Origin of the sequence: Nonomuraea monospora (genome assembly GCF_039531895.1) — a bacterium.
Classification (GTDB): domain Bacteria; phylum Actinomycetota; class Actinomycetes; order Streptosporangiales; family Streptosporangiaceae; genus Nonomuraea; species Nonomuraea monospora.
Map to the genome: position 1 here is coordinate 1 of NZ_BAAAQX010000070.1, position 21,409 is coordinate 21,409.

Genomic DNA, 21,409 nt, shown 5'->3' on the forward strand with positions numbered 1-21,409 from the left:
ACATCTACATCCTCAAGCTGCTGCACCTGGTCGACGACAAGATCCACGCCCGGTCGACCGGCCCGTACTCCATGATCACCCAGCAGCCGCTCGGCGGTAAGGCCCAGTTCGGCGGCCAGCGCTTCGGCGAGATGGAGGTCTGGGCCATGGAGGCGTACGGCGCCGCGTACGCGCTGCAGGAACTGCTCACCATCAAGTCCGACGACGTCATCGGCCGGGTCAAGGTCTACGAGGCCATCGTCAAGGGCGAGAACATCCCCGAGCCGGGCATCCCCGAGTCCTTCAAGGTGCTCATCAAGGAGATGCAGTCGCTGTGCCTCAACGTCGAGGTGCTCTCCAGCGACGGCATGTCCATCGAGATGCGCGACACCGACGAGGACGTCTTCCGCGCGGCCGAGGAACTGGGCATCGACCTGTCCCGGCGCGAGCCGAGCAGCGTCGAGGAGATCTGACGCTCACCCCTGGTGCGGCGCCCGCGAAAGACGAAGGGCGCCGCACCCGGACAGATCTTCGCTTACTGTGCATCTTGGGGGAGCACTGCGGGAGAATGTCCCGGTGCATACGGGGGAAAGCGGAGGATGACGTCGGGAATGAGCATGCAGACGTACGAGCATCTCGGCCCTTACCGGATGGTCAGGAAGATCGGCGAGGGTGGCATGGGGGTCGCCCACCTCGGTCTCGACGGCGCGGGCAGGGAAGTCGCGATCAAGGTGCTGCACCCGCACGTGGCGGCCGACCTCAAGGCGCGTGACCGGCTCTTCCGCGAGGTGGAGACCATGCGGCGGGTGCGCAGCTCCTACGTCGCCGAGGTGCTCGACGCCGAGCTGTCCGGGCCCCGGCCGTACGTCGTGACCAGGTTCGCGCCCGGCCGCACGCTGGAGGACACCGTCCTGACCGAGGGGCCGCTGCCGCCGCACGAGGTCATCAGGCTGGCGCAGGGGCTGTGCCAGGCGCTGGTCGACATCCACGCCGCCGGGGTGATCCACCGCGACCTCAAGCCGTCCAACGTCATGATGGTGAACGGCCGGCCGCTGGTCATCGACTTCGGCATCGCGCACCTGGTGGACGCGGCCCGGCTGACGCAGAGCGGGATGTTCGTCGGCACGCCGGGCTACCTCGCGCCGGAGATCATCCGCGGCGCGCAGATCACCCAGGCGGCCGACGTGCACGCGCTGGCCTCCACGGTGTTCTTCGCCGCCACCGGGCTGCCGCCGTTCGGCACGGGCACGTTCGAGGCGGTCTGCTTCAACACCATGGAGGGGCGCTCGCAGATCGACAAGGCGCCGGTCTGGCTGCGCGACTGGCTGAGCCGGGCGCTGCAGGTTGATCCGTCGGCCCGGCCCGGCGCGGGGGAGCTGCTGCGGATGGCGGGCGCGCTCGACCCGGCGGGCCGCGGGCCGCAGCCGGCCCGCGGCGGCCGTACGGCGATCATGAACACCGTCTCCGACCTGCTCCCGCCGGTCGAGTACTCCCGCGGCGGCTCGGCGCAGCCCGCCCCGACCGTGCACGCCGACCAGCCCAGGGAGCGGCGGCCGATCGCGCCGCCGCGTCCCGCCGAGCCGTTCGAGCTGCGGCGCTTCGTCAAGAGCAGCGGCTTCGTCGGGGTGCTGGCGCTCGTGACGCTGATGGCGCTGACCGTCGTCATGCCGGTCGTCGTGGGCCTGGTGGTGGCGGCGCTCTCGCTGGCGCTGCGTGCCGGTGACCACTACTTCGCCGAGGAGCGGCCGGAGCTGACCAGGGCCGCGCTGGTCGCGATGGGGCACCTGCTGCTGTCGCTGGCCTTCGGCATCGCCGCGGCGGGCCTGCTGCACCTGGCCGGACGGCTGAGCACCAGCCACGCCGAGTCGCTGGCCGCCGGTTTCTTCACGCTGGGCCTGTTCGTGCTGCCCGGAGCGGGAGCGGTGCGGAGAGCCGCCTCCGGTGTCCTGGCCCGGCTGCTGCCCGGCCACAGCGCGACCGTGGTGACGGTGGCCGTGATGGGGCCGATCGCGCTGACTTCGGTGATCATCGCGCTCGTCGGGCTGTAGCTCCAGGCCGCAAGCCGGTCGCTTGCGGAGCGCAAAACTTGCGTTCGCCCGACGCAGGCGTTTGCGCTCCGCCATGACTGGTTATTCGCCCAGCTCCCGGGCGTCACCAGCACGAAGATCCCTCACGCGCCGGGCTGGTGAAGTTATTTCTTTGCGCAATCTCGTCGAAATATTGCGGCTATCTGCTCGACATCTTATGGTTCGGCCATCCGCCTTACCCGGAGGGCCACCCCCATGAGAGTTCTCTTTGCCGCCCTTGCGTTACTCATCGGATTCCTCGCCGCACCCGCCGCCGCCGACACCAACCTCGCCGACACCAACCTCGCCGCCGGCAAGAGCGCGACCGCCAGCAGTTTCAACGACGTCTACCGCCCGGCCAACGTGACCGACGGCAACCAGGCCACCTACTGGGAGTCGGCCAACAACGCCTTCCCACAGTGGGTCCAGGTCGATCTGGGCGCGAGCGCCAGCGTCAGCAAGGTGGTGCTCAAGCTGCCCACCGGCTGGCCCAGCCGCACCGAGACGCTGAGCGTGCAGGGCAGCACGAACGGCTCCAGCTTCACCACCCTGTCCGCCTCGGCCACCCACTCCATCAGCCCGGCCGCCACCGTCACCTTCCCGGCCGCGACCGCCCGCTACGTCCGCGTGCACATCACCGCCAACTCGGGATGGCCCGCCGGTCAGCTCTCCGAGGTCGAGGTGTGGGGGAGCGCTCCGGACAACCCCGGCAACCCGGGCGCCAACCTGGCCCTCGGCAAGACGATGGCCGAGTCGGGACACACCCATACCTACGTGGCCGCCAACGCCAACGACGACAACGTGGCCACCTACTGGGAGGGCGGCGCCTACCCGGCCACCCTCACCGCGCAGCTCGGCGCCGACGCCGACCTGACCGCCGTCACCGTCAAGCTCAACCCGGACCCGGTCTGGGGCCGCCGCACCCAGACCTTCCAGGTGCTCGGCCGCGCGCAGTCGGCCACGGCCTTCACCACGCTGGCCGCCCAGGCCAGCCACACCTTCGACCCGGCCACCGGCAACAGCGTGACCGTCCCGGTCACCGGCAAGGCCGCCGACGTGCGGCTGCAGTTCACCGCCAACTCGGGCGCGCCGAGCGGCCAGGTGGCCGAGTTCCAGGTCTTCGGCACCCCGGCGCCCAACCCCGACCTGGTGGTCACCGGCCTCACCTGGACGCCCGCCTCGCCCACCGCGACGAGCGCGATCACGATGTCGGCCACGGTGCGTAACGCGGGCAACGCCCCCTCCGCCGCCTCCTCGGTCGCCTTCTACGCGGGCGCCACCCAGGTGGGGACCGCCGCCGTGGGCGCGCTGGCCGCCGGCGCCTCCACCACCGTGTCCGGAAATATCGGGACAAGGCGGGCCGGTACGTACGAGGTCTCCGCCAAGGCCGACGCCGGCGGCGAGGTCGCCGAGCAGAACGAGGGCAACAACACCTACACCGCGCCCACCTCCCTGGTCGTCGCCGAAGCCCCCGGCCCCGACCTCCAGGTGCTGAGCATCAGCGCCACCCCGCCCAACCCCGCCGCCGGCGCGCGCGTCACGTTCACCGTGGCCGTCAGGAACCGCGGGACCACCACCACCGGCGCGACCACCGTCACCCGGGTCGCGGTGGGCGGCACCACCCTCAACACCGACACCGCGCCGATCGCCGCGGGCGCGACGGCGAACGTGGCCGTCACCGGCGGCTGGACCGCCACCAGCGGCGGCGCCACCATCGTCGCCACCGCCGACGCGACCGGCGTCGTCACCGAGACCGACGAGAGCAACAACACGCTCTCGCAGGCGATCACCGTCGGCCGCGGCGCGTCGGTACCGTACGTCGAGTACGAGGCCGAGTCCGCCGCCTACCAGGGCACCCTGCTCCAGACGGACCCGCTGCGCACGTTCGGGCACACCAACTTCGCCACCGAGTCGTCCGGCAGGAAGTCGGTGCGGCTCGACGGCACCGGCCAGTACGTCGAGTTCACCTCCACCAGCCCCGCCAACTCGATCGTGGTGCGCAACTCGATCCCGGACGCGCCAGGCGGCGGCGGCATCGACGCCACGATCAGCCTCTACATCGACGGCGCGTTCGCCCGCAAGCTCACCCTGTCGTCCAAGCACAGCTGGCTGTACGGCACCAGCGACGACCCGGAGGCGCTGACCAACACTCCGCAGGCCGACGCCAGGCGGCTGTTCGACGAGTCGCACGCGCTGCTGACGCGCTCGTACCCGGCGGGCACGAAGTTCCGGCTCCAGCGGGACGCCGGCGACAGCGCCGCCTTCTACATCATCGACCTGATCGACCTGGAGGACGTCGCGCCCGCGGCGGCCAAGCCGGCCGCGTGCACCTCGATCACCGAGTACGGCGCCGTGCCCGACGACGGCAACGACGACACCGCCGCCATCCAGCGGGCCGTCACCGACGATCAGAACGGCGTCATCGACTGCGTGTGGATCCCGCCGGGCCAGTGGCGGCAGGAGAAGAAGATCCTCACCGACGACCCGCTGAACCGCGGCCCGTACAACCAGGTCGGCATCAGCGACGTCACGATCCGCGGCGCGGGCATGTGGCACTCCCAGCTCTACACCCTGACCGAGCCGCACCTGGCGACGGGCGGCCTCAACCACCCGCACGAGGGCAACTTCGGCTTCGACATCGACGACAACGTGCAGATCTCCGACCTGGCCATCTTCGGCTCGGGCCGGATCCGCGGCGGCCCCGGCGGCGCCGAGGGCGGGGTCGGGCTGAACGGGCGGTTCGGCCAGAACACGAAGATCTCGAACGTCTGGATCGAGCACGCCAACGTGGGCGTCTGGGTCGGCCGCGACTACGACAACATCCCCGAGCTGTGGGGGCCGGCCGACGGGCTGCAGTTCAGCGGCATGCGCATCCGCAACACCTACGCCGACGGCATCAACTTCAGCAACGGCACCCGCAACTCGCGGGTCTTCAACTCCTCCTTCCGCACGACGGGTGACGACTCGCTGGCCGTCTGGGCGAACCCGTACGTCAAGGACCCGTCGGTGGACATCGCCCATGACAACCAGTTCCTCAACAACACCGTGCAGCTCCCGTGGCGGGCCAACGGCATCGCCATCTACGGCGGCCACAACAACAGGATCGAGAACAACCTGATCTACGACACCATGAACTACCCGGGCATCATGCTCGCCACCGACCACAACCCGCTGCCGTTCTCCGGGCAGACGCTGATCGCCGGAAACGCGCTGTACCGGTGCGGCGGCGTCTTCTGGGGTGAGGCGCAGAAGTTCGGCGCCATCACGCTCTTCGCCCAGAACCGGGACATCACCGGCGTCACCATCCGCGACACCGAGATCCACGACTCGACCTACGACGGCATCCAGTTCAAGGGCGGCGGCGGCAGCATGCCGAACGTCGCCATCACGAACGTGCGCATCGACAGGTCGAACAACGGCGCCGGCATCCTGGCCCAGGGCAGCGCCCGCGGCAGCGCGACGCTGACCGGCGTCACCATCACGAACTCGGCCACCGGCGACATCGTCAAGGAGCCCGGCTCGACCTTCGTGATCAACTGAGGCCGGCGGCTCCGGGGTCCCGCACCCCGGACCCGCCGAACTGCGCCTCGTAGAGGTCGGTGAAGGTGGCCAGGAAGTCGTTCCAGTCGCCGTTGAGGTTGCTCACCAGGATCCGGCCGCCGTCGCGGTCGCCCATCGCGTACGTCATGGAGCCCTGGATGTAACCGCCGCCGCCCCACAGCGTGACCCCGCACGGCAGCCGCTGGCAGTAGACGCCGAGCCCGTAGGCGGTGTCCGGCACCCAGCCGGCGCCGTCCGTCGGGACGGTGGTGAACATCTCCGCCTGCTGCTCGGGCGGCAGGAGGCGGCCCCGCAGCAGCTCGCCGAGGAAGCGGCGCAGGTCGGCGGCCGTCGAGACCATGCCGCCCGCCGCGCCGGCCCAGCTCAGGTCCGCGCCCGTCACGTCGTGGACCTCGGCGGGCCGGCCGAGCTCGTCGGCCTTGGAGTAGTGCCGGGCGTGCGGCTCGCGCAGCGTGTTGTCGCCGCCCGGCAGGTACGTGCCCGCCAGGCCGAGCGGCCGGGCGACCCGGCGTTCGATCTCCCCGGCGATGGGGACGCCCGTCGCCCGCTCGACGATCATCCCCGCCAGCGTGTAGTTGACCTTGGAGTAGACGAAGCGCTTGCCGGGTTCCTCGGGGGCGGGCGGGGCCTGGCCGGGGAAGGCGTCGGGCAGGCCGCTGGTGTGGTTGAGTAGCTGCCTGATCGTGATCCTCGTGCCGTCGCCGCCGAGGTTCTCCTCCACGACGCCGGGCAGCCACCGCGCGACCGTGTCGTCCAGGCCGAGGCCGCCCTCGGCCGCCACCAGCAGGACCGTCGTGCCGGCGAACGCCTTGGTGAAGCTGCCGATGCGGAAGTGCTCGTCGAGGCGGCGCGCGCGGCGGGACGCCAGGTCGGCGACCCCCGCCGTGCCCTGCCACGTCAGCGCGCCGTCGATCTCCAGCTCGGCGAGGACGCCGGGGCCGCCGCCGGCCACGGCCCGGTCGAGCGCGTGCTGGAGCTGGGCATGGGACATCGTTCCTCCTGGGCATGAGATGTTGCGAGCAACCGTAGTTGACTATTTCCGAATTAGTCAACGCGAGTTGCTCACCGCCCGGCGGCGCGGAACTTCGACGGCGGCACGCCCGCCCACGCCACGAACGCCTGACGGAACGTCTCGGTCGAGGTGAAGCCGCAGCGCCGCGCGATGGCCGCCAGCGGCTCGGCCGTCCTCGAAAGCAGGAGCGAGGCCACCTCCAGGCGCATGTCGCGGACCAGCCTCGACGGGCTCTTGCCCACGTGCTCGGCGAACAGCCTGTTCAGGTGCCGCTCGCTCACCCCGGCCAGCGCGGCCAGCCGGGCCACGCCGAGATCGCCGTCCAGATGCAGGATCACGTGGTCGATGACCCGCCGCACCAGCGCCTGGTCCGAGCGCGGCAGGTTGGTGAACAGGCTGAGCTGCGTCTGCCCGCCCGGCCGCTGCAGGTACGTGACCATGCCCATGGCCACCCGGCGGGCGATCTCCGGCCCGTGGTCCTCCTCGATGAACGACAGCGTGAGGTCCAGCGACGCCGTGACCCCGCCCGAGGTCGAGACCTCGCCGTCCCTGACGAAGATCGGGGCCGGGTCCACGCGCACCTTCGGGAAACTCGCGGCGAGGCGGGCGGCCTCGTACCAGTGCGTGGTGGCCCGGCGGTTGTCCAGCAGCCCGGCGGCGGCCAGCACGGTCGCGCCCGTGCACACCGACGCCACCCGCCGCGACAGCCCGGCCAGCCGCATGACCTGGCCCACCAGCCGGGGATTGGCCGCGGCGGCCTCGTGCCCCTGCCCGCCCGAGACGACCAGCGTGTCGATCGGGCCGTCCACCTCGTCGATGCGGCCCTGCCCGCGCAGCTCCAGCCCCGAGTCGCAGCGCACCGGCCGGCCGAGCGGGGTCACCAGCCGCACCTCGTACGCCGGGCTCGCCCCCAGCCGGTTCGCGTAGTCGAACCCGGACGTCACCGACGCGACGTCGACCAGCTCGATGCCGTCATAAGCGACCATGACGATCAGCGGCGTCACCACCATGGCTCCACGGTAAGGCCCCTCACGGGGCGAACCGATCCGTACGGACAGGATCCCCGAAGGCTCTCCCGGAGCCGAACCGAGCCGTACGGACAGGATCCCCAGCGGAACGGACGGGCCGGCCGCCGTTCCCGTCAGCTCCCCGCACCGGGCGCCGATGCTGCTGGCATGCCCGCGCACCGGACGTCCCGGCGCGCGCCGCACAGGAACAGGAGGTGACCACGATGCGCGAGCGGAGCGTATGGCCGGGCCCGGAGGGCTGGCACCGGCCGCTGCTGCTGGTCGCGGCCGTCGCCGCGCCGTTCGTCGCGATCTCGCTCGCCGGTGTTGCGCTCGACGGCCGCGTGCTGGTCGGAGCGCCGATCTGGGGCAAACCCTTCAAATTCGCTGTGTCGATCGTGCTGTACGCGGTGACCTGGTCGTGGCTGGTGTCCTGCCTGCCGCGCCGGCGGCTCGTCCGGTGGCCGGCGACCGTCATCGCGGCGGCCCTGGCGATCGAGTACGCGATCATCGTCGCCCAGGTGATCAGGGGCCGGCAGAGCCACTTCAACGTGGCCACCCCGCTGGACGGCGTCCTGTGGGGCGTCATGGGCACCTCCATCACCGTGCTCTGGCTCGCCAACATCGCCGTCGCCCTCTTCCTGATCCGGCGGCGGGTCGGCGGCGGGCCGCTCACCTGGGCGGTGCGCGCCGGCACGGCCATCTCGCTGTTCGGCATCGGGATGGCGTTCCTGATGACCCGGCCCACCGACGCGCAGCGGGCCGCGATGCGGGACGGCGGCTTCGGCGGGATCATCGGCAGGCACAGCGTCGGCGTTCTGGACGGCGGGCCGGTCATGCCGGTCACCGGGTGGAGCACCACCGGGGGCGACCTGCGGATCGCGCACTTCGTCGGCATCCACGCGCTCCAGGCGCTGCCGTTGCTGGCCGTGCTGCTGGCGGCGGTGGCTGGGCGGGTGCGGCTGCTGAGGGGTGATCTTGTCAGGACGCGGCTCGTGCTGGTGGCCGCCGCCGGGTACGCCGCCTTCACGGGGCTGACGCTCTGGCAGGCGCTGCGCGGCCAGCCGCTCACCCGCCCCGACGGGCTCACGCTGGTGGTCGCCGGGGTGCTGGCGGCGCTCGTCCTGGCGGGAACGGCAGCAGTGCTCGCCACGGCCCGCCCTGACGCCACGGCCCGCCCCGACGGCACGGCCCGTCCTGATGGCACGGCCCGTCCTGATGGCACGGCCCGTCCTGATGGCACGGCCCGTCCTGATGGCACGGCCCGTCCTGATGGCACGGCCCGTCCTGATGGCACGGCCCGTCCTGATGGCACGGCCCGTCCTGACGGTGCGGCCCGTCCTGATGGCACGGCCCGTCCTGACACCCCGGCCCGTTCTGACGGCGCGGCGCGGTCGGGCGGTCGGGATCGCCCCGAGGGTCCGGGTGGGTCGGTGGCGCGGTGATGGGCGCGCGCGGACGGTCCGGGCCGGGGTTGAAGGTCGGGGTGCTCGGCATGCTGGAGGTCGCCGTGGACGGACGGCCGGTGCCGCTGACCACCGGCAGGCTCAGGACGCTGCTGGCCGTCCTCGCCATGTCAGCCTCGGAAACCGTGTCGATGGAACGGCTGGCCGAAGCGGTGTGGTCGGACGAGCTGCCCCGCAACAGCCGCCGCAGCCTCCAGATCTACGCCGCCCGTCTGCGCGACGCGCTCGGCCGCGACTGGATCGGCACCCGCCAGGAGGGCCTGACGCTCCGCGCCGACCCCGGCGACGTGGACGCGCTGCGCTTCGAGCGCATACTCGGCCGCGCGTCCGGCGAGCGCGGCTCGCCCGCCGAGCGCCCGCTGCTCCAGGAGGCCATGGCGCTGTGGCGGGGCCGCCCGTTCGAGGGCGTGACGTCCCGCTGGCTGGCGGAGATCCAGGCGCCCCGCCTGACCGAGCGTTACCTCACGGCCCTGGAACGGCGGGCCGAGCTGGACATCCTGGCCGGCCACGCGGTCGACGCGGTGGCGGAGCTGGCCGAGCAGGTCACCCGCCACCCGCTGCGCGAGTCGCTGTGCCTGCGCCTGCTCGTCGCGCTCGACCGGTGCGGGCGGCAGGCGGAGGCGCTGCGCTGGTACGGGCGGATCCGCGCCGTCATCACCCGGGAGCTGGGCGTGGAGCCGAACCGCGAGCTGCGGCAGGCGCACGCCGACCTGCTCGCCGCCCGCCCGCTCGATCTGCCTGGCGCCGCCCCCGTCCCCGCGCGGGAGCGGTGGGGTCACCGGCCGGGCCAGTACGGGCTGAACACGTCGAACTTGTTCGGCAGGCCCAGCAGGTAGCGGGCGTCGTCGGTGTCGTGCAGCAGCCTGAACTCGTTCGGCACGTACAGCTCGAAGAGCCGGGCCCTGGCGGCGGACGAGCCGGAGGCGTCCAGGATGGCGTTGGCCGCCATGCGCCCGGCCTCGTTGCCGCCCTCCATCGTGGCCAGGTTGATGCTGTTGCGGACGTAGTCGGCGGCGAGGAAGAGGTTGGGGACGCGGGTCGTCGCGGCGGGCCGGTCGGCCCACGACCCGGCCGTGTTGATGAGCAGCGGCTCCTCGTTCGCGACGGCCGGGGTGCCCTCGCCGGTGATCGCCGGGTCCACGAACCACGACGACACGATCGAGTCGGGCAGCAGCGCGGCGCCGCCGGGCAGGGCCGAGCGGACCTGGGCCAGCACCTCCTGCACGATCTGCGGGCGGGTGCACTGCTTGGCGGTCTTGCCGAACAGGATGCCGGGGGTGTTCCAGTCGGACAGGTCGAGCGACAGGCAGTCGGTGACCGTGCCGTCGCCGTACTTGGCGGCGAAGTCGCCGCGCCAGAACTGCGCCTGGCTGATCGAGGTGAGCGCCCACGGCGTGGCCGCGTAGATGAGGTGGCCGTTGGCGATCGGGCGGGGCTCCTTGAGGTAGATCATCACCCCGTTCATCCAGTCGGTCTCCAGCCGGTCGAGCCTGGCCAGGGCGGGGTCGGCCGCCTTCATGGCGGTCGTCAGCAGGGGCTGGAGCCGTTCGACGGGGAGGGCGGCCACGTAGTGGTCGGCTGTGACGGTGCCGGCGGCCCCGGTCGGGTCGGTCACCCGCACGCCGGTGATCCGGCCGCCCGAGTAGTCGAACCCGGTGGCGGTCCAGCCGACCTTGAACCGCACGCCCAGGCCGGTGAGGTGGTTGATCCAGGGGGTGAGCCAGACGTCGCTGGAGGGGCCGTTGAGCACCTGGTCGGGCGGCCCGTACGGGCCGAGCCCGAGCCCGCTGTAGACCAGCGCCTCGAACATCAGCCCCATGGTGCGCGTGTTGGCCTTGTCGGGCTGGGCCGCGACCAGCGACGCCGTGAACATGTGCACGAGCAGCTCGCGGTACTCCGGCGACATGAGGCTCGCCTTGACGAAGTCGGCGAAGCCCATGTTCTCCCACTGGCCGAGCCGCCGGCGCGGGCCGCTGGTGATGAACGCGACGAGCTTGGAGACGAAGAACTGGATCTGCGGCAGCGGCACCGTGGAGACGGCCACCAGGGCGGCGTTCAGGTAGTCCCTGATCGCGTCGGGGGTGAGGGCGCCGCCGAGGTCGCCGGGGATGGGGACGCGTAACTCCTTGCCCTTGTACGCGATCACCTCCAGGCTGGCCGGGACGAGGTTGTCGCGCACCGTGCCGCCGCCGAACGGGATGCGGCTCATGGTGTCCGGCAGGTTCTGGTAGAAGCCGGGGAAGAACCGGAAGCCGTGCTCGCCGGGCAGGTCCTGCCTGCCTCCGGCGCCCGTCCCCGGCACGGGGATGCTGCGGGACTTGCCGCCGAGGGTCCTGCGTTCGTAGACGGTGACCTGGAACCCGCGTTCGGCCAGCTCGTGGGCGGCGCTCAGGCCGCCCATGCCGGCGCCGAGGACGGCCACGTTCCTGCCCGCCGCGCTCACCAGCGACGGCGCGGCGTGGGCGGGCCCGGTGCCCCACAGCGGGCCGCCCGCCGCGCCGGCGGCGGTCGCCAGCGCGCCCGTGACAAAGCTGCGGCGTCCGATTCCGTTCCGATTCTCTGACGACTGCTCCGACTGGTCCACGACGGAACCTCCCGCCTAACCGACACTGCTGTTGGTTCAGTTAGGCGAACGATGAACGCGCGGCTCACATCTGTCAACAGTGAAAGTGAGGATCACTCAGAGTCGGGGAGCCGGGACAGTCCGTTCCACAGCACCAGCATCGCGGACTCGACCAGGTCGTCGCGCGACACCGAAGGATGCCTGGCCCACCACTGCGCCAGGCCGTCGGTGCCCGAGATCAGCAGCTCCACCACCGCCTGGGCGGCCTCGCTCTCGGGGTCCAGGCCGAGCCGGCGCAGGTCGCGGCCGAGCATCACGGCCACCGAGCGCGTGCGCGTCTCCCTGATGCCCCAGCGCACGGCCTTGATCTCGGGGTCGTCCTCGTCGGTGTGGTCGAACAGCAGGCGGCGCGCGGCCGGGTTGCCCTCGGCGAAGCTGAAGTAGGCGTTCAGCGTGGCCCGCAGCCGCCTGCCGGGCGAGCCCGAGCCGGTGATCCTGGCGCCGACGTGCTCCACCAGCAACGCGTTCTGCTCCTGAAGGACGGTGATCAGCAGCACCCGCTTGGAGCGGAAGTGGTCGTAGAGCACCGACCGCGTCACCCCGGCGGCGGACGCGATCTCCTCCATGGCCGTCGCGTGGTACCCCCGGGCGGCGAAGACCTCCAGAGCCGCCTCGACGATGCGGGCCCGGCGGGCCGAGCCCGGCATGCGCTTCCTCAGCTCCTTGCTGGCCATGCCGTGCACCCTACCCGTTGACTCGCGACCGCCGGGCGCTTAACGTCCTGCTTAACCGACACTCCCGTCGGTTGACGCGGGCGGGGAGGTCCGATGGCGGAGCAGGCCGACGTCGTCATCGCCGGAGCGCGCTGCGCGGGCGCGGCCACGGCCGCCACCCTCGCCAGGGAGGGACGCCGGGTGATCGCGGTGGACCCGGCGCGCTTCCCCGCCACCACCGTCTCCACCCACCTGCTGTTCGCCGGCGGCGTCGCCGAGCTGGCCCGCCTCGGCGCGCTCGAACGCGTCGCCAAGATCGGCGCCCCGCGCCTGTCCCGCGCCTTCATCGGCGGCCCAGGCCACGCGGCCGACGGCTCCTACAGCCCCGTGGACGGCATCGACTACGGCCTGTGCGTCCGGCGCGCCCCCCTCGACCAGGCACTCGCCGAGACCGCGTGCGAAGCCGGCGCCGAGATCAGGCAGGGCCACCGCGTCACCGGTCTCATCTGGGAGAACGGCCGCGCCGCCGGCGTGCGCGTCCGCGACCAGACCGCGCCGGGACACGACGGCCGCGAGTACGAGATCCGCGCCTCACTCGTCGTCGGCGCGGACGGCCGCCGCTCCACCGTCGCCCGCCTGGTCTCCGCCGAACGCCCGCGCATCTCCCACGCCAACGGACGGGCCTGCTACTACGCCTACTACGACGACCCCCACCCCGAATGGCGCTCCACCGCCGCGATGTGGCTCACCGGCCGCGAACTCGGCAACGCCTTCCCCTGCGACGACGGGCTGACCCTCGTGCTGCTGATGCCGCCGGTCGAGCGGGCCGCCGACTTCCGCGGCAACCTGGACGCCGAATTCGACCGGACCGTCCGCCTCGTCCCCGGCCTGGCGGCGCGGCTCGACGGCTGCGCCCGGCAGACCCGCATCGTCAGCTCCGCCGAGCACCCGTCGTACTTCCGCCGCTCCGCCGGGCCCGGCTGGGCGCTGGCCGGGGACGCCGGCCACTTCAAGGACCCCGTCACGGCGCAGGGCATCCGCGACGCCGTCCGATTCGGGCGGCTGCTGGGGGAGAGCGTCGCCGACGTCCTGGACGACCCCGTCGCGCTCGACCGCGCCACCCTGGCGTGGGAACGCACCCGCGACGCGCAGTGCGTGCACACCTACCACTGGACGAACCTGCTCGGGCGGGGGGACGGGCTCGCGCACGTGCAGTTCGAGCTGCTGCGCGCGCTCACCGGGGGGCCGGACGGGGTGCGGCGGGTGCTCGACGTGTACTCCCGCATCCGCGACCCGCGCGAGACCCTGGCGTTGCCGGGGCTGCTCAAGGCGACCGCCCGGGCGTTGCGCGGTGGCGGCGGGAGGCGGGCGGCCATCGCGCGGGCCTCGGGCGAGGCCCTCGCCGAACTGGCCGGGCACCGGTCGGAGGCCCGGCGCCTGCTCGCCGGCGGCGCACCTGCCGCCCGCAACCCCCGCCACTGACCGCCACGGCCGTGACCACACAGGTCCCCTTGCCGCCGACCTTGCGAGATGCCGCACGCCGGCCAGGATCCCGCCGCGCCATCGCGATGTCCGGCAACACCTTGCGACCACTTCGCCCTCGTCAACGCGGCGCTCGACGCGCTCGGCGCCGACGGGATCGGCTGGCTGCCCAGCAAGGGCTGGAACGACGCCGCCCAGATGGGAACGGCTCGCGGGGCCGGGCGGTGACCTGGCGGCCTGAGGGTCCCGCCCCGCCGCGCCCGCGCGCATGGACCGAGCGGGTGCGGCGATCTAAGGTGCGGTCATGAAGGGCCGGTATCAGGTGTACTTCGAACGTGCCCGCATCCCCATCGCGGCCGTGGACGGGCTCGGCCGGATCAGGGAGAGCAACCCGGCGTTCTGCTCCGTGGTGGCCCGCACGGCCGAGGAACTGGATCACGTCCTGGCGGAGGAGCTGCTCGCGCCCGGCGAGATCGAGGCTCAGCGGCCCTATTGGCGGATGCTGGCGCTCGGGCGGCTGGACAGCTACCAGACCCGGTTGCGGCTGGTCCGCCGGAACGGCACGGTGATCCGGGCCCGTGTCAGCGCCTCTGTGGAGCATCGCGCGGACGGGCTGCCGTGGCGGGCGGTGGCCGTCCTGGACGAGATCTCCTGGCCTGTGCCCCTGCACGGACCGGAGCCAGGGCCGGTGCTGGGGCAGGTGCAGGGGGAGGTGTTGCGGCTGGTCGCTGTCGGGGCCTCGAACGCGCAGATCGCGCGGCGGTTGTATTTGACGCGTCAGGCGGTGGACTACCACCTGGCGCGGTTGCGGGCGAAGCTGGGGGCCGACAGCCGGTCCGCGCTGGCGGGGCGCGCGTTCGTGCTGGGGCTGTTCGTGCCAGGCGTGTGGCCACCGGCCCTGCACCCGCCCGTCCCGCGCCGGCCTGGGGATTCGGGCTGAACGGGCGGGCGTGCGGTCACTGCACGCCGAGGAACCGCACGGCGGGGTCGTTGCGGGCGGACGTGCCCCAGACCGCGTCGTGGTGCGTGGCGTCGTCGTGCAGGTAGTACAGCAGCCAGGCGGTCGTCACCCGGCGGGTGATCGCCTGCTGGGTGGCCCGGCTGATCGAGCCGCTGTCGCAGCCGAGCCCGCCGGAGTCGGTGAACCCGCAGTGGAAGCCGCCGACGATGGTGCGGAGCTGCTTGGGCGCGAGCTTGGCGTTGTAGATGGGGATCTGGTGTCCGGACGGCCCCGCCACGGTGTCGTTCGTCCCGGCGACGAGCTGCATCGGAACGGACGTGGTCGCGGCGGCGGCGACGGCCGACGGGTTGGTCTCGGCGGCGGCCAGGTTGGTCACCGTCCGCACCGAGGCGTTGCGCGCGGCGGCCAGGACTGAGGCGCCGCCGCCCATCGAGTGGCCCGACAACCCGAGCCGGTCGGCGCGCACGTGGGCGTTGAACCGCGAGCCGGTCGTGGTGTCCTGCGCCGCGATCCAGGTGAGTGCGGCGTTCAGGTCGTCGGCGAAGGCGCTGTGGCTGGGGAACAGGCCGCCCTGCGAGGTGGGCATGATCGTGATGGTGCCCCACGAGGCCCAGTGCCGGCCGAGCGAGGCGTACTTGCTGATGCTCTGGAAGAACCCGTGGCCGAAGGACACGGCGGGGAAGCGCCCGGCGGCGACGGCCGTGCCGCTGCCCGCCGAGGTGGCCGGGTAGTAGACCCGCGCGCCGAACGAGCGGCCCGAGGCGGAGACGCTGACGTCGGCGTAGCCGACGGCGTACGAGCCGGGCACGGACAGATCGACGGCGGCCCCGGCGGGGGCGGAGATGAGGAACAGCAGGGAGGTCAGCAGGGTCGCGCAGATCCTGATCGGCCAGGAGCGCATGACGCTTCACCAGCTTTCACGCGGGGAGACTGTCATCCGCATATTGGAAACGCCGGTTCCCCTATGGCAACATCGGGCGGCAGGATTCAGGCAAATGCCAAAGACGCCCGGCCTGCCGAGGAGGACGCCGTGATGCCCGCCCTGTACGGCCTGCTCGCCCTGGTCCAGGCCGCGACGGCCGCGCTGCTGGCGCGCTCGGCCCGGCGGACCCCGCTCGCGACGCCGGCGCGGCGGGTCCCGCTCACGGTGCCTGCGCGATCAAGCAGGCTCGCGGCGGGCAGGTGGATCCCGTTCGTGGTCGCGGTGGGCGTCGCCTGCGACTCGGCGGTCGTCGGGGCCGGGGCGCTGATCGGCGAGGGCCCGGCCCTGGACGCGCTCAGCCTCGGCCGGTTCGCCGCGCACGCCGTCCTGACCCCGCTGCTCATCGTGCACGCGGCCGCTCTCGCCCGCCCCGGCCTCCTCGCCCCGGCCTGGGCCCTGGCCGGAGCGCTGATCGTCCTCGACCTCGTGGCCCTCGCGGACCTGCGGCTGGAGCCCCGCTGGTGGGCGGGCACCCTGCGGCTCGTCTCCGCCGACCCGTCGGGCCCGCCGATCGCGGCGCTGGTCACCACCGTGGCCCTGCTGGCCGCCGGGGTGACGTTGTGGGTCGGACGGAGGACGCCCTGGCTCGCCGCGGGAGCGGCCGTGCTGCTGGTGAGCGCGGGAGCGGCCGTGGTGGTGCCGATCCTGGGCAACGCTGGGGAGGCCGTTCTGATCGCGGCCCTTGTGGTGACCTCACCGGCGGAGGTGCGGCAAGGGCCGCGATCATCATGAGCCTCAGGGCTGGACGTGCGTGACCTCCACCCCGAGCAGGTCCGCCACCGCCCGCAGGTCGGCCAGGCGGTGCCCGATGCCCAGCGCCCAGTGGTGGGAGATGCCGCTGGCGCTCCACGCGTCCGTCCACTCGCCGGGGTCGCAGCCGAAGTCCACCCGGGACGTGGTGTTCCCGATCTGCAGCAGCGGCCCCGCCACGACCTCGCCCTCCGACACGACGAAGCCGAAGCTGCCGTCCCTGGCCTGCCGCAGCCCGAACGCGGTGACGGGGCCGCGCTTGACGTCGAACTCGACCGACACGCCCCACCCGCGCTTGCCGTGGTAGACGCCCAGGCCGCGCAGCAGCGGCCGGTGGGAGCTGATCGCCAGGTGGGCGGGGCCGTCGTGACCCATCTCGACGTGGCCGCGGGCGAAGTCGAGCGCCTGCAGCTCGGTGAACGAGCCGCCGCCCCCCAGCCGGTCCATGATCAGCATGGCCAGCGAGGTGCGCAGCTCGTACTCACCGGCGGCGGGGATGCCCCGGGCGGTCAGCAGGGACGCGCCGAGGATCATGCCCGCGCCGAGCCGCTCGTGCACCTCGCCGTCCAGGCCGCGGTGGTAGTAGGCGAGGCTGTCCAGCCCGAAGTCCTCGACCAGCCGGTCCAGGCCCACCGACACGCGGGCCGCCCACCCCAGGTCCTCCTCGTTGACCGAGTCGGCCAGCTCGAACACCTCGCGCGCCAGCGCCACCCGCTCATCGGCCTCCGCGTCGGTGACCTTCTCCGTACGCACCCGCAGGTCGTCGAACTCCAGCACCTCCACGTGACCGCCGAAGTTGGCGCTCACCAGCGTCAGGTCGGTGGCCACGTCCAGCATGCCCGGGTAGAGGTGCCCCATCAGGCCGTGCCGCCCGCGGCGCAGCGCCGCGCGCACGCCCGCCGCCCTGATCCAGCGGCCGATCCGCTCCCAGGCCCGCTCGTCCTCCAGGTAGCCGGACACCGACCGGAACGGGATGCCGCAGCGGGTGAAGGCGTTGGCCATCTCCGGCAGCGGGCAGGCGCCGCAGTAGGCCAGCCACTGGCCGGTGTCGAAGGTGGCGTGCTCCATCGACTCGGTGGGCTGCAGGTTGATCAGCAGCACGGGCGCGCCGCTGCGCTGCGCGATCGGCACCAGCATGGTGGCCGTCATGTACGTCGTCAGGAACCCGACGATCAGGTCGCAGCCGGCGGCCCGCAGCTTCTCGGCCGCCTCGTCCCCCTCGCGGGCGTCGGAGATGAAGCCGACGTCCACGATCTCCGCGTCGAAGCCGCGCATGCGCTCCGAGACCCGCTCCGCGGACCGCTGGAGCTGGGGCAGCAGGTCGGGGAACTGCGGCCAGTAGGCGCCCAGCCCTCCGGCGACCAGGCCCACCTTGACGCGGGGCGGGGCGATGCGGGTGGTGGTGTTCACGGGTTTCTCCTCATGGGTGTCAGCGCACTTCGACCTCGATGACGCGCGTGTAGTCGTTGGCGCCGTTGGAGGCCAGGGCGACGATGCGGACGGCGTCCGCGGTGACCGGGGCGAAGTCCGAGCGGGCCGAACCGGCGGTGTTGCCGCGCACCTGGGCGACCGTCTGCCACTGGCCGCCCACCTGGGCCTGCACGTCCCAGTCGCGCACGCCGTACCGGGAGGCGGGGTAGCGCTCGGTGTCCAGCGTGTACAGGTCCACGCGGGAGATCTGCCTGGCGCCGCCCAGCGCGATGGCCAGCGTGTCGGGCCAGGCCCTGGCGGTGGCGTCGTTCCAGCCGTTGCCGCCGGCCCAGCCGTTGGACGAGCGGTCGCCGTCGGCGACGCTGCACGGCGGGTAGTTGGCGTTGACGTGCTGGGAGGAGGCGGTGACGGGGCGGCGCAGCGCGAGGTTGCCGCCGTTGTCGAGCCCGTCCACGGGCACCACCTCGACCGGCACCTCCAGCGTGTGGTCCGGCGTGCGCAGGCTCAGCCCGTACGTGCCCTGCGGGGTGCCGGGCGGCACGGCGACCAGCAGGTTCGCGCCGACCTGGTAGCCGGGCGGCAGGTAGCTGGTCAGCATCGGGCGCGAGGCCGTCAGCGGCGGGTCCAGCTCGACCCGCATCGTGGCGTACGAGGCCTTGCGGGCGTCGCTGCGCATGCCGATCTTGATCTTGGCGGGGCAGGCCGGGTCCACGCCGAGCGGGGCGACCAGCTTGCCGGCGCCCGCGACGGGGGTGAGCTTCCCGGTGCCCTTGGAGACGCCCGGCTCGACCTTGACCGACGCCGACTGCGGGGTGGGCTCGGGGTCGTAGGCGCCCGCCGTGGTGGCCATCGCCGTGACGGCGGCGGTCAGGGCGGCGGTGAGTACGCGCATGATCGGCTCCTTCCTAGAGCACCTGAAGGCCGGGCGCGCCGTCGAGCGTGACCAGGCTGGCGCGGGTGGAGACGGGGGCGCCTGGGCGGTCCACGTACGGGACGACCTTGAAGTCCGAGCGCCACTGGCCGCGGGTGACCTCGCAGGAGACGTAGCCGCGCTGGTAGCTGGAGAAGCGCAGGTGCGGGTTGGCGGGATCGGAGCCGCCGGGCGGCACGCCCGTGCCGGCGTTGCCGTTGCCGCCGCTGGTGACCGAGGTGCAGACGAACTCGACGCCGACGGCCGGCGAGGCGGGGTCGTCGAAGTCGGTCCGCAGGTCGCCCGCGAGGTTGTAGTGGATGTCGCCGGTCAGCACGACCGGGTTGCTGACCTGGCGTTCGACCAGGCCGGTGAGCACGCGGTCCTTGGCGGCCTTGTAGCCGTCCCACAGGTCCATGCTGAGCTTCTGCGCGGGGCCCGGGTCGTAGTCGAGCTGCATCATGGCGATCTGCTGGGCCAGCACGTTCCACTTGGCGCGGGAGGCGCCGAGCCCGTCGAGCAGCCACGCCTCCTGCTCGGCGCCGAGCATCTGGCGGGCCGGGTCGAGCCGGTCGGCGCAGTCCACCTGCTGGCCGTCGCCGCAGACCTGGTCGTCGCGGTACTGCCGGGTGTCGAGCACGTTGAACTCGGCCAGGTCGCCGAAGGTGAAGCGGCGGTAGATGCGCGCGTCGGGGCCTTCCACGGCGGGCACGCGCACCGGCATGTTCTCCCAGAAGGCGCGGAAGGCGTTGGCGCGGATGACCAGGTAGTCCTGCTCGGTCACCTCGCCGCCGGGGCCGAAGCGGCCGGCCCAGTTGTCGAGCACCTCGTGGTCGTCCCAGGTGACGATCCACGGCGCGCGGTGGTGGGCGGCCTGGAGGTCGGGGTCGCTCTTGTAGAGGCCGTACTGGACGCGGTAGCGGTCGAGGGTGTCGCACTGCACCCTGAACTGCTCGGGCACCGGGGTGTTGCGGTTGCCGCCCATCGGCACGATGCCGTACTCGTAGATGTAGTCGCCGAGGTGGAAGACCACGTCGGGGTTCTCGTCGGCGAGGTGGCGGTAGGCGGTGTAGTAGCCGTCCTGCCACGAGGCGCAGGACGCGAACGCCAGGCGCATCGACTCGGGGCTGCTGCGCGGCGCCGGAGCCGTCTTGGTGCGGCCGACGGGGCTGATCTCGCCGCCCGAGCGGAAGCGGTAGAAGTACTCGCGGCCGGGGCGCAGGCCCTTGGCGTCCACGTGCACGGAGTGGCCGTACTCGGGGGTGGCCCAGGTGGAGCCGGAGCGGGCGCGGCGGGTGAACCCCTCGTCCTCGGCGATCTCCCACTCGACCCTGATCCGGTTGAACGGCAGGCCGCCCAGCGGCTCCAGCGGCTTGGGCGCCAGGCGGGTCCAGAGGATCACCCGGTCGTGCAGCGGGTCACCGGAGGCGACGCCGAGCTGGAAGGGGTAGTCGGCGGTCCTGGCGGCGGCGGGCGCGGTCCAGGGGTCGGCCAGGTTGGTGGTGAAGGCGAGGGCGAAGGCTGCGCTGCCTAAGCCGAGGAAGCCTCGGCGTGAAGGGTGCGGCATGCTGCTTCCTGAGCTGGGGGACGAAGCCCTCACTTTCTAGCAAGCAGGCACGCTCTTAACAAGATACAAGTTACAAATAACGCGCTACGGCGTTAAATCTCCGCCACGCGGACGTCCCCGTGGTGGTCCCTGAGCCGCTGGAGCAGCTCGGCCGGGGCGTTCGCGTCCACCACGACCACGTCGAAGTCGTCCAGCGGAGCCACCCGGTGCAGCGCCACGCGGGCCAGCTTGGAGCCGTCCACGGCCAGCACGCGCCGGGACGCCGAGCGCAGCATGGCCCGCTTGACCAGCACGATCTCCTGCTCCTGATGGTAGGCGTACTGCTCGGAGACGGCCGAGGTGGACACCACGGCCAGGTCGGTGTTCACCGCCTCGACGGCGTCCACGCAGCCGAGCCCGAGGAACGAGTCATGCGTGGCGTGATATTCACCGCCCAGCGCGATAAGCCTGATGTCGCGCTCGGACGCCAGCAGCCTGATCGCCTCCAGGAAGTTCGTCACCACGGTGAGCGGGGCCAGCTCGCCGAGGTGGCGGGCCACCGCCAGCGCCGTCGTCGAGTCGTCCAGCATCACCGAGCTGCCCGGCTCGATCAGGCCGGCCACGACCCTGGCGATGGCGTCCTTCTCCGCCGTGTGCGCCTTGAGCCGGTAGGCGATGTTGCTCTCCCAGACGTTGCTGGCCTGGGCCGTCGCACCGCCCCTGACCTTGCGCACCATGCCCTGGCGCTCGAGCTCGTCGAGGTCGCGGTGGACGGTCATCAGGCTCACGCCGAAGCTCTCGGCGAGCTCGGTCACCGAGGCGGAGCCCTGGCGCACGATGTGCTCGGCCATCCCCTGCCACCGCGTGGACCTGCTGGAGGTCTGCTGATTCACCACTGTCTCCACCCTGTTCGGACGGCTGCGCATCCTACCCTTGACACCCCGCTCGGGCGACTCGTACCCTCCACCCACCGCTACTTT

General features: G+C 72.4%; 18 protein-coding genes. 9 read left to right on the forward strand and 9 right to left on the reverse strand.

Features of this window, described 5'->3' with window-relative positions; all coding sequences use genetic code 11:
- The 3 genes from ABD331_RS58945 to ABD331_RS58955 all read left to right on the forward strand — a co-directional run.
- Positions 1 to 452 (forward strand): DNA-directed RNA polymerase subunit beta (locus tag ABD331_RS58945; protein ID WP_486348515.1); only part of this gene is annotated, 452 nt, incomplete at its 5' end.
- Positions 453 to 590: 138 nt separating this feature from the next.
- Positions 591 to 2,027, forward strand: coding sequence for a serine/threonine-protein kinase (locus ABD331_RS58950; protein WP_344496057.1), 1,437 nt, complete (start codon positions 591 to 593; stop codon positions 2,025 to 2,027).
- 234 nt (positions 2,028 to 2,261) lie between these two features.
- Positions 2,262 to 5,585, forward strand: a complete 3,324-nt coding sequence (locus ABD331_RS58955) for a CARDB domain-containing protein (RefSeq protein ID WP_344496059.1) — start codon at positions 2,262 to 2,264, stop codon at positions 5,583 to 5,585.
- Here the strand turns inward: ABD331_RS58955 and ABD331_RS58960 are convergent.
- Positions 5,578 to 6,597: a serine hydrolase domain-containing protein gene (locus tag ABD331_RS58960; protein ID WP_344496061.1), complete on the reverse strand. Its 1,020-nt coding sequence runs from the start codon at positions 6,595 to 6,597 to the stop codon at positions 5,578 to 5,580. The genes ABD331_RS58955 and ABD331_RS58960 overlap by 8 nt on opposite strands.
- A 71-nt stretch (positions 6,598 to 6,668) precedes the next feature.
- Positions 6,669 to 7,628: a GlxA family transcriptional regulator gene (locus ABD331_RS58965; RefSeq protein WP_344496063.1), complete on the reverse strand. Its 960-nt coding sequence runs from the start codon at positions 7,626 to 7,628 to the stop codon at positions 6,669 to 6,671.
- A 221-nt stretch (positions 7,629 to 7,849) separates the two neighbouring features.
- Here ABD331_RS58965 and ABD331_RS58970 point away from each other — a divergent pair, with 221 nt between their 5' ends.
- The gene (locus ABD331_RS58970) at positions 7,850 to 9,070 is read left to right on the forward strand and encodes a hypothetical protein (RefSeq protein ID WP_344496065.1); all 1,221 of its coding nucleotides are present in this window, start codon (positions 7,850 to 7,852) and stop codon (positions 9,068 to 9,070) included.
- Complete coding sequence (locus tag ABD331_RS58975; protein WP_344496067.1) at positions 9,070 to 9,927, forward strand: AfsR/SARP family transcriptional regulator; 858 nt, start codon at positions 9,070 to 9,072, stop codon at positions 9,925 to 9,927. The genes ABD331_RS58970 and ABD331_RS58975 overlap by 1 nt, the downstream gene beginning before the upstream one ends.
- On the opposite strand, the gene ABD331_RS58980 is transcribed toward ABD331_RS58975, so the two are convergent.
- Positions 9,867 to 11,675: a hydroxysqualene dehydroxylase gene (locus tag ABD331_RS58980; RefSeq protein WP_344496069.1), complete on the reverse strand. Its 1,809-nt coding sequence runs from the start codon at positions 11,673 to 11,675 to the stop codon at positions 9,867 to 9,869. The genes ABD331_RS58975 and ABD331_RS58980 overlap by 61 nt on opposite strands.
- Before the next feature lie 92 nt (positions 11,676 to 11,767).
- On the reverse strand, positions 11,768 to 12,388 hold the full coding sequence (locus tag ABD331_RS58985; protein WP_344496071.1) for a TetR/AcrR family transcriptional regulator: 621 nt from the start codon (positions 12,386 to 12,388) through the stop codon (positions 11,768 to 11,770).
- Positions 12,389 to 12,481: 93 nt separating this feature from the next.
- On the opposite strand from ABD331_RS58985, the gene ABD331_RS58990 reads away from it, so the two are divergent.
- The 3 genes from ABD331_RS58990 to ABD331_RS59000 all read left to right on the forward strand — a co-directional run bounded on the left by ABD331_RS58990 (position 12,482) and on the right by ABD331_RS59000 (position 14,789).
- A complete protein-coding gene (locus tag ABD331_RS58990; protein WP_344496073.1) occupies positions 12,482 to 13,849 on the forward strand; it encodes an NAD(P)/FAD-dependent oxidoreductase in 1,368 nt (455 codons plus the stop codon).
- A gap of 48 nt (positions 13,850 to 13,897) precedes the next feature.
- Entirely contained in the window at positions 13,898 to 14,077 is a 180-nt protein-coding gene (locus ABD331_RS58995; RefSeq protein WP_344496075.1) for a hypothetical protein, read from the forward strand.
- Between the two features lie 76 nt (positions 14,078 to 14,153).
- Entirely contained in the window at positions 14,154 to 14,789 is a 636-nt protein-coding gene (locus ABD331_RS59000) for a LuxR C-terminal-related transcriptional regulator (RefSeq protein WP_344496077.1), read from the forward strand.
- Positions 14,790 to 14,805: 16 nt separating this feature from the next.
- Here ABD331_RS59000 and ABD331_RS59005 read toward each other — a convergent pair whose 3' ends face one another.
- Positions 14,806 to 15,711, reverse strand: a complete 906-nt coding sequence (locus ABD331_RS59005) for an alpha/beta hydrolase family protein (RefSeq protein WP_344496079.1) — start codon at positions 15,709 to 15,711, stop codon at positions 14,806 to 14,808.
- Between the two features lie 129 nt (positions 15,712 to 15,840).
- Between ABD331_RS59005 and ABD331_RS59010 the strand changes: the two genes are divergently transcribed.
- Positions 15,841 to 16,524: a hypothetical protein gene (locus tag ABD331_RS59010; protein WP_344496081.1), complete on the forward strand. Its 684-nt coding sequence runs from the start codon at positions 15,841 to 15,843 to the stop codon at positions 16,522 to 16,524.
- Positions 16,525 to 16,527: 3 nt separating this feature from the next.
- Here the strand turns inward: ABD331_RS59010 and ABD331_RS59015 are convergent, their stop codons facing one another.
- From ABD331_RS59015 to ABD331_RS59030, 4 genes are all read right to left on the reverse strand, one after another.
- Positions 16,528 to 17,952 carry an L-fucose/L-arabinose isomerase family protein gene (locus tag ABD331_RS59015; protein WP_344496083.1) on the reverse strand — a complete coding sequence of 475 codons (1,425 nt, stop codon included), beginning with the start codon at positions 17,950 to 17,952 and terminating at the stop codon, positions 16,528 to 16,530.
- 19 nt (positions 17,953 to 17,971) lie between these two features.
- On the reverse strand, positions 17,972 to 18,865 hold the full coding sequence (locus tag ABD331_RS59020) for a discoidin domain-containing protein (RefSeq protein ID WP_344496085.1): 894 nt from the start codon (positions 18,863 to 18,865) through the stop codon (positions 17,972 to 17,974).
- 13 nt (positions 18,866 to 18,878) lie between these two features.
- Positions 18,879 to 20,450 (reverse strand): alkaline phosphatase D family protein, encoded by a 1,572-nt coding sequence (locus ABD331_RS59025; RefSeq protein WP_344496087.1) that lies wholly within the window; start codon positions 20,448 to 20,450, stop codon positions 18,879 to 18,881.
- Positions 20,451 to 20,542: 92 nt separating this feature from the next.
- Complete coding sequence (locus ABD331_RS59030; RefSeq protein WP_344496089.1) at positions 20,543 to 21,322, reverse strand: DeoR/GlpR family DNA-binding transcription regulator; 780 nt, start codon at positions 21,320 to 21,322, stop codon at positions 20,543 to 20,545.
- Positions 21,323 to 21,409 lie beyond the last annotated feature (87 nt).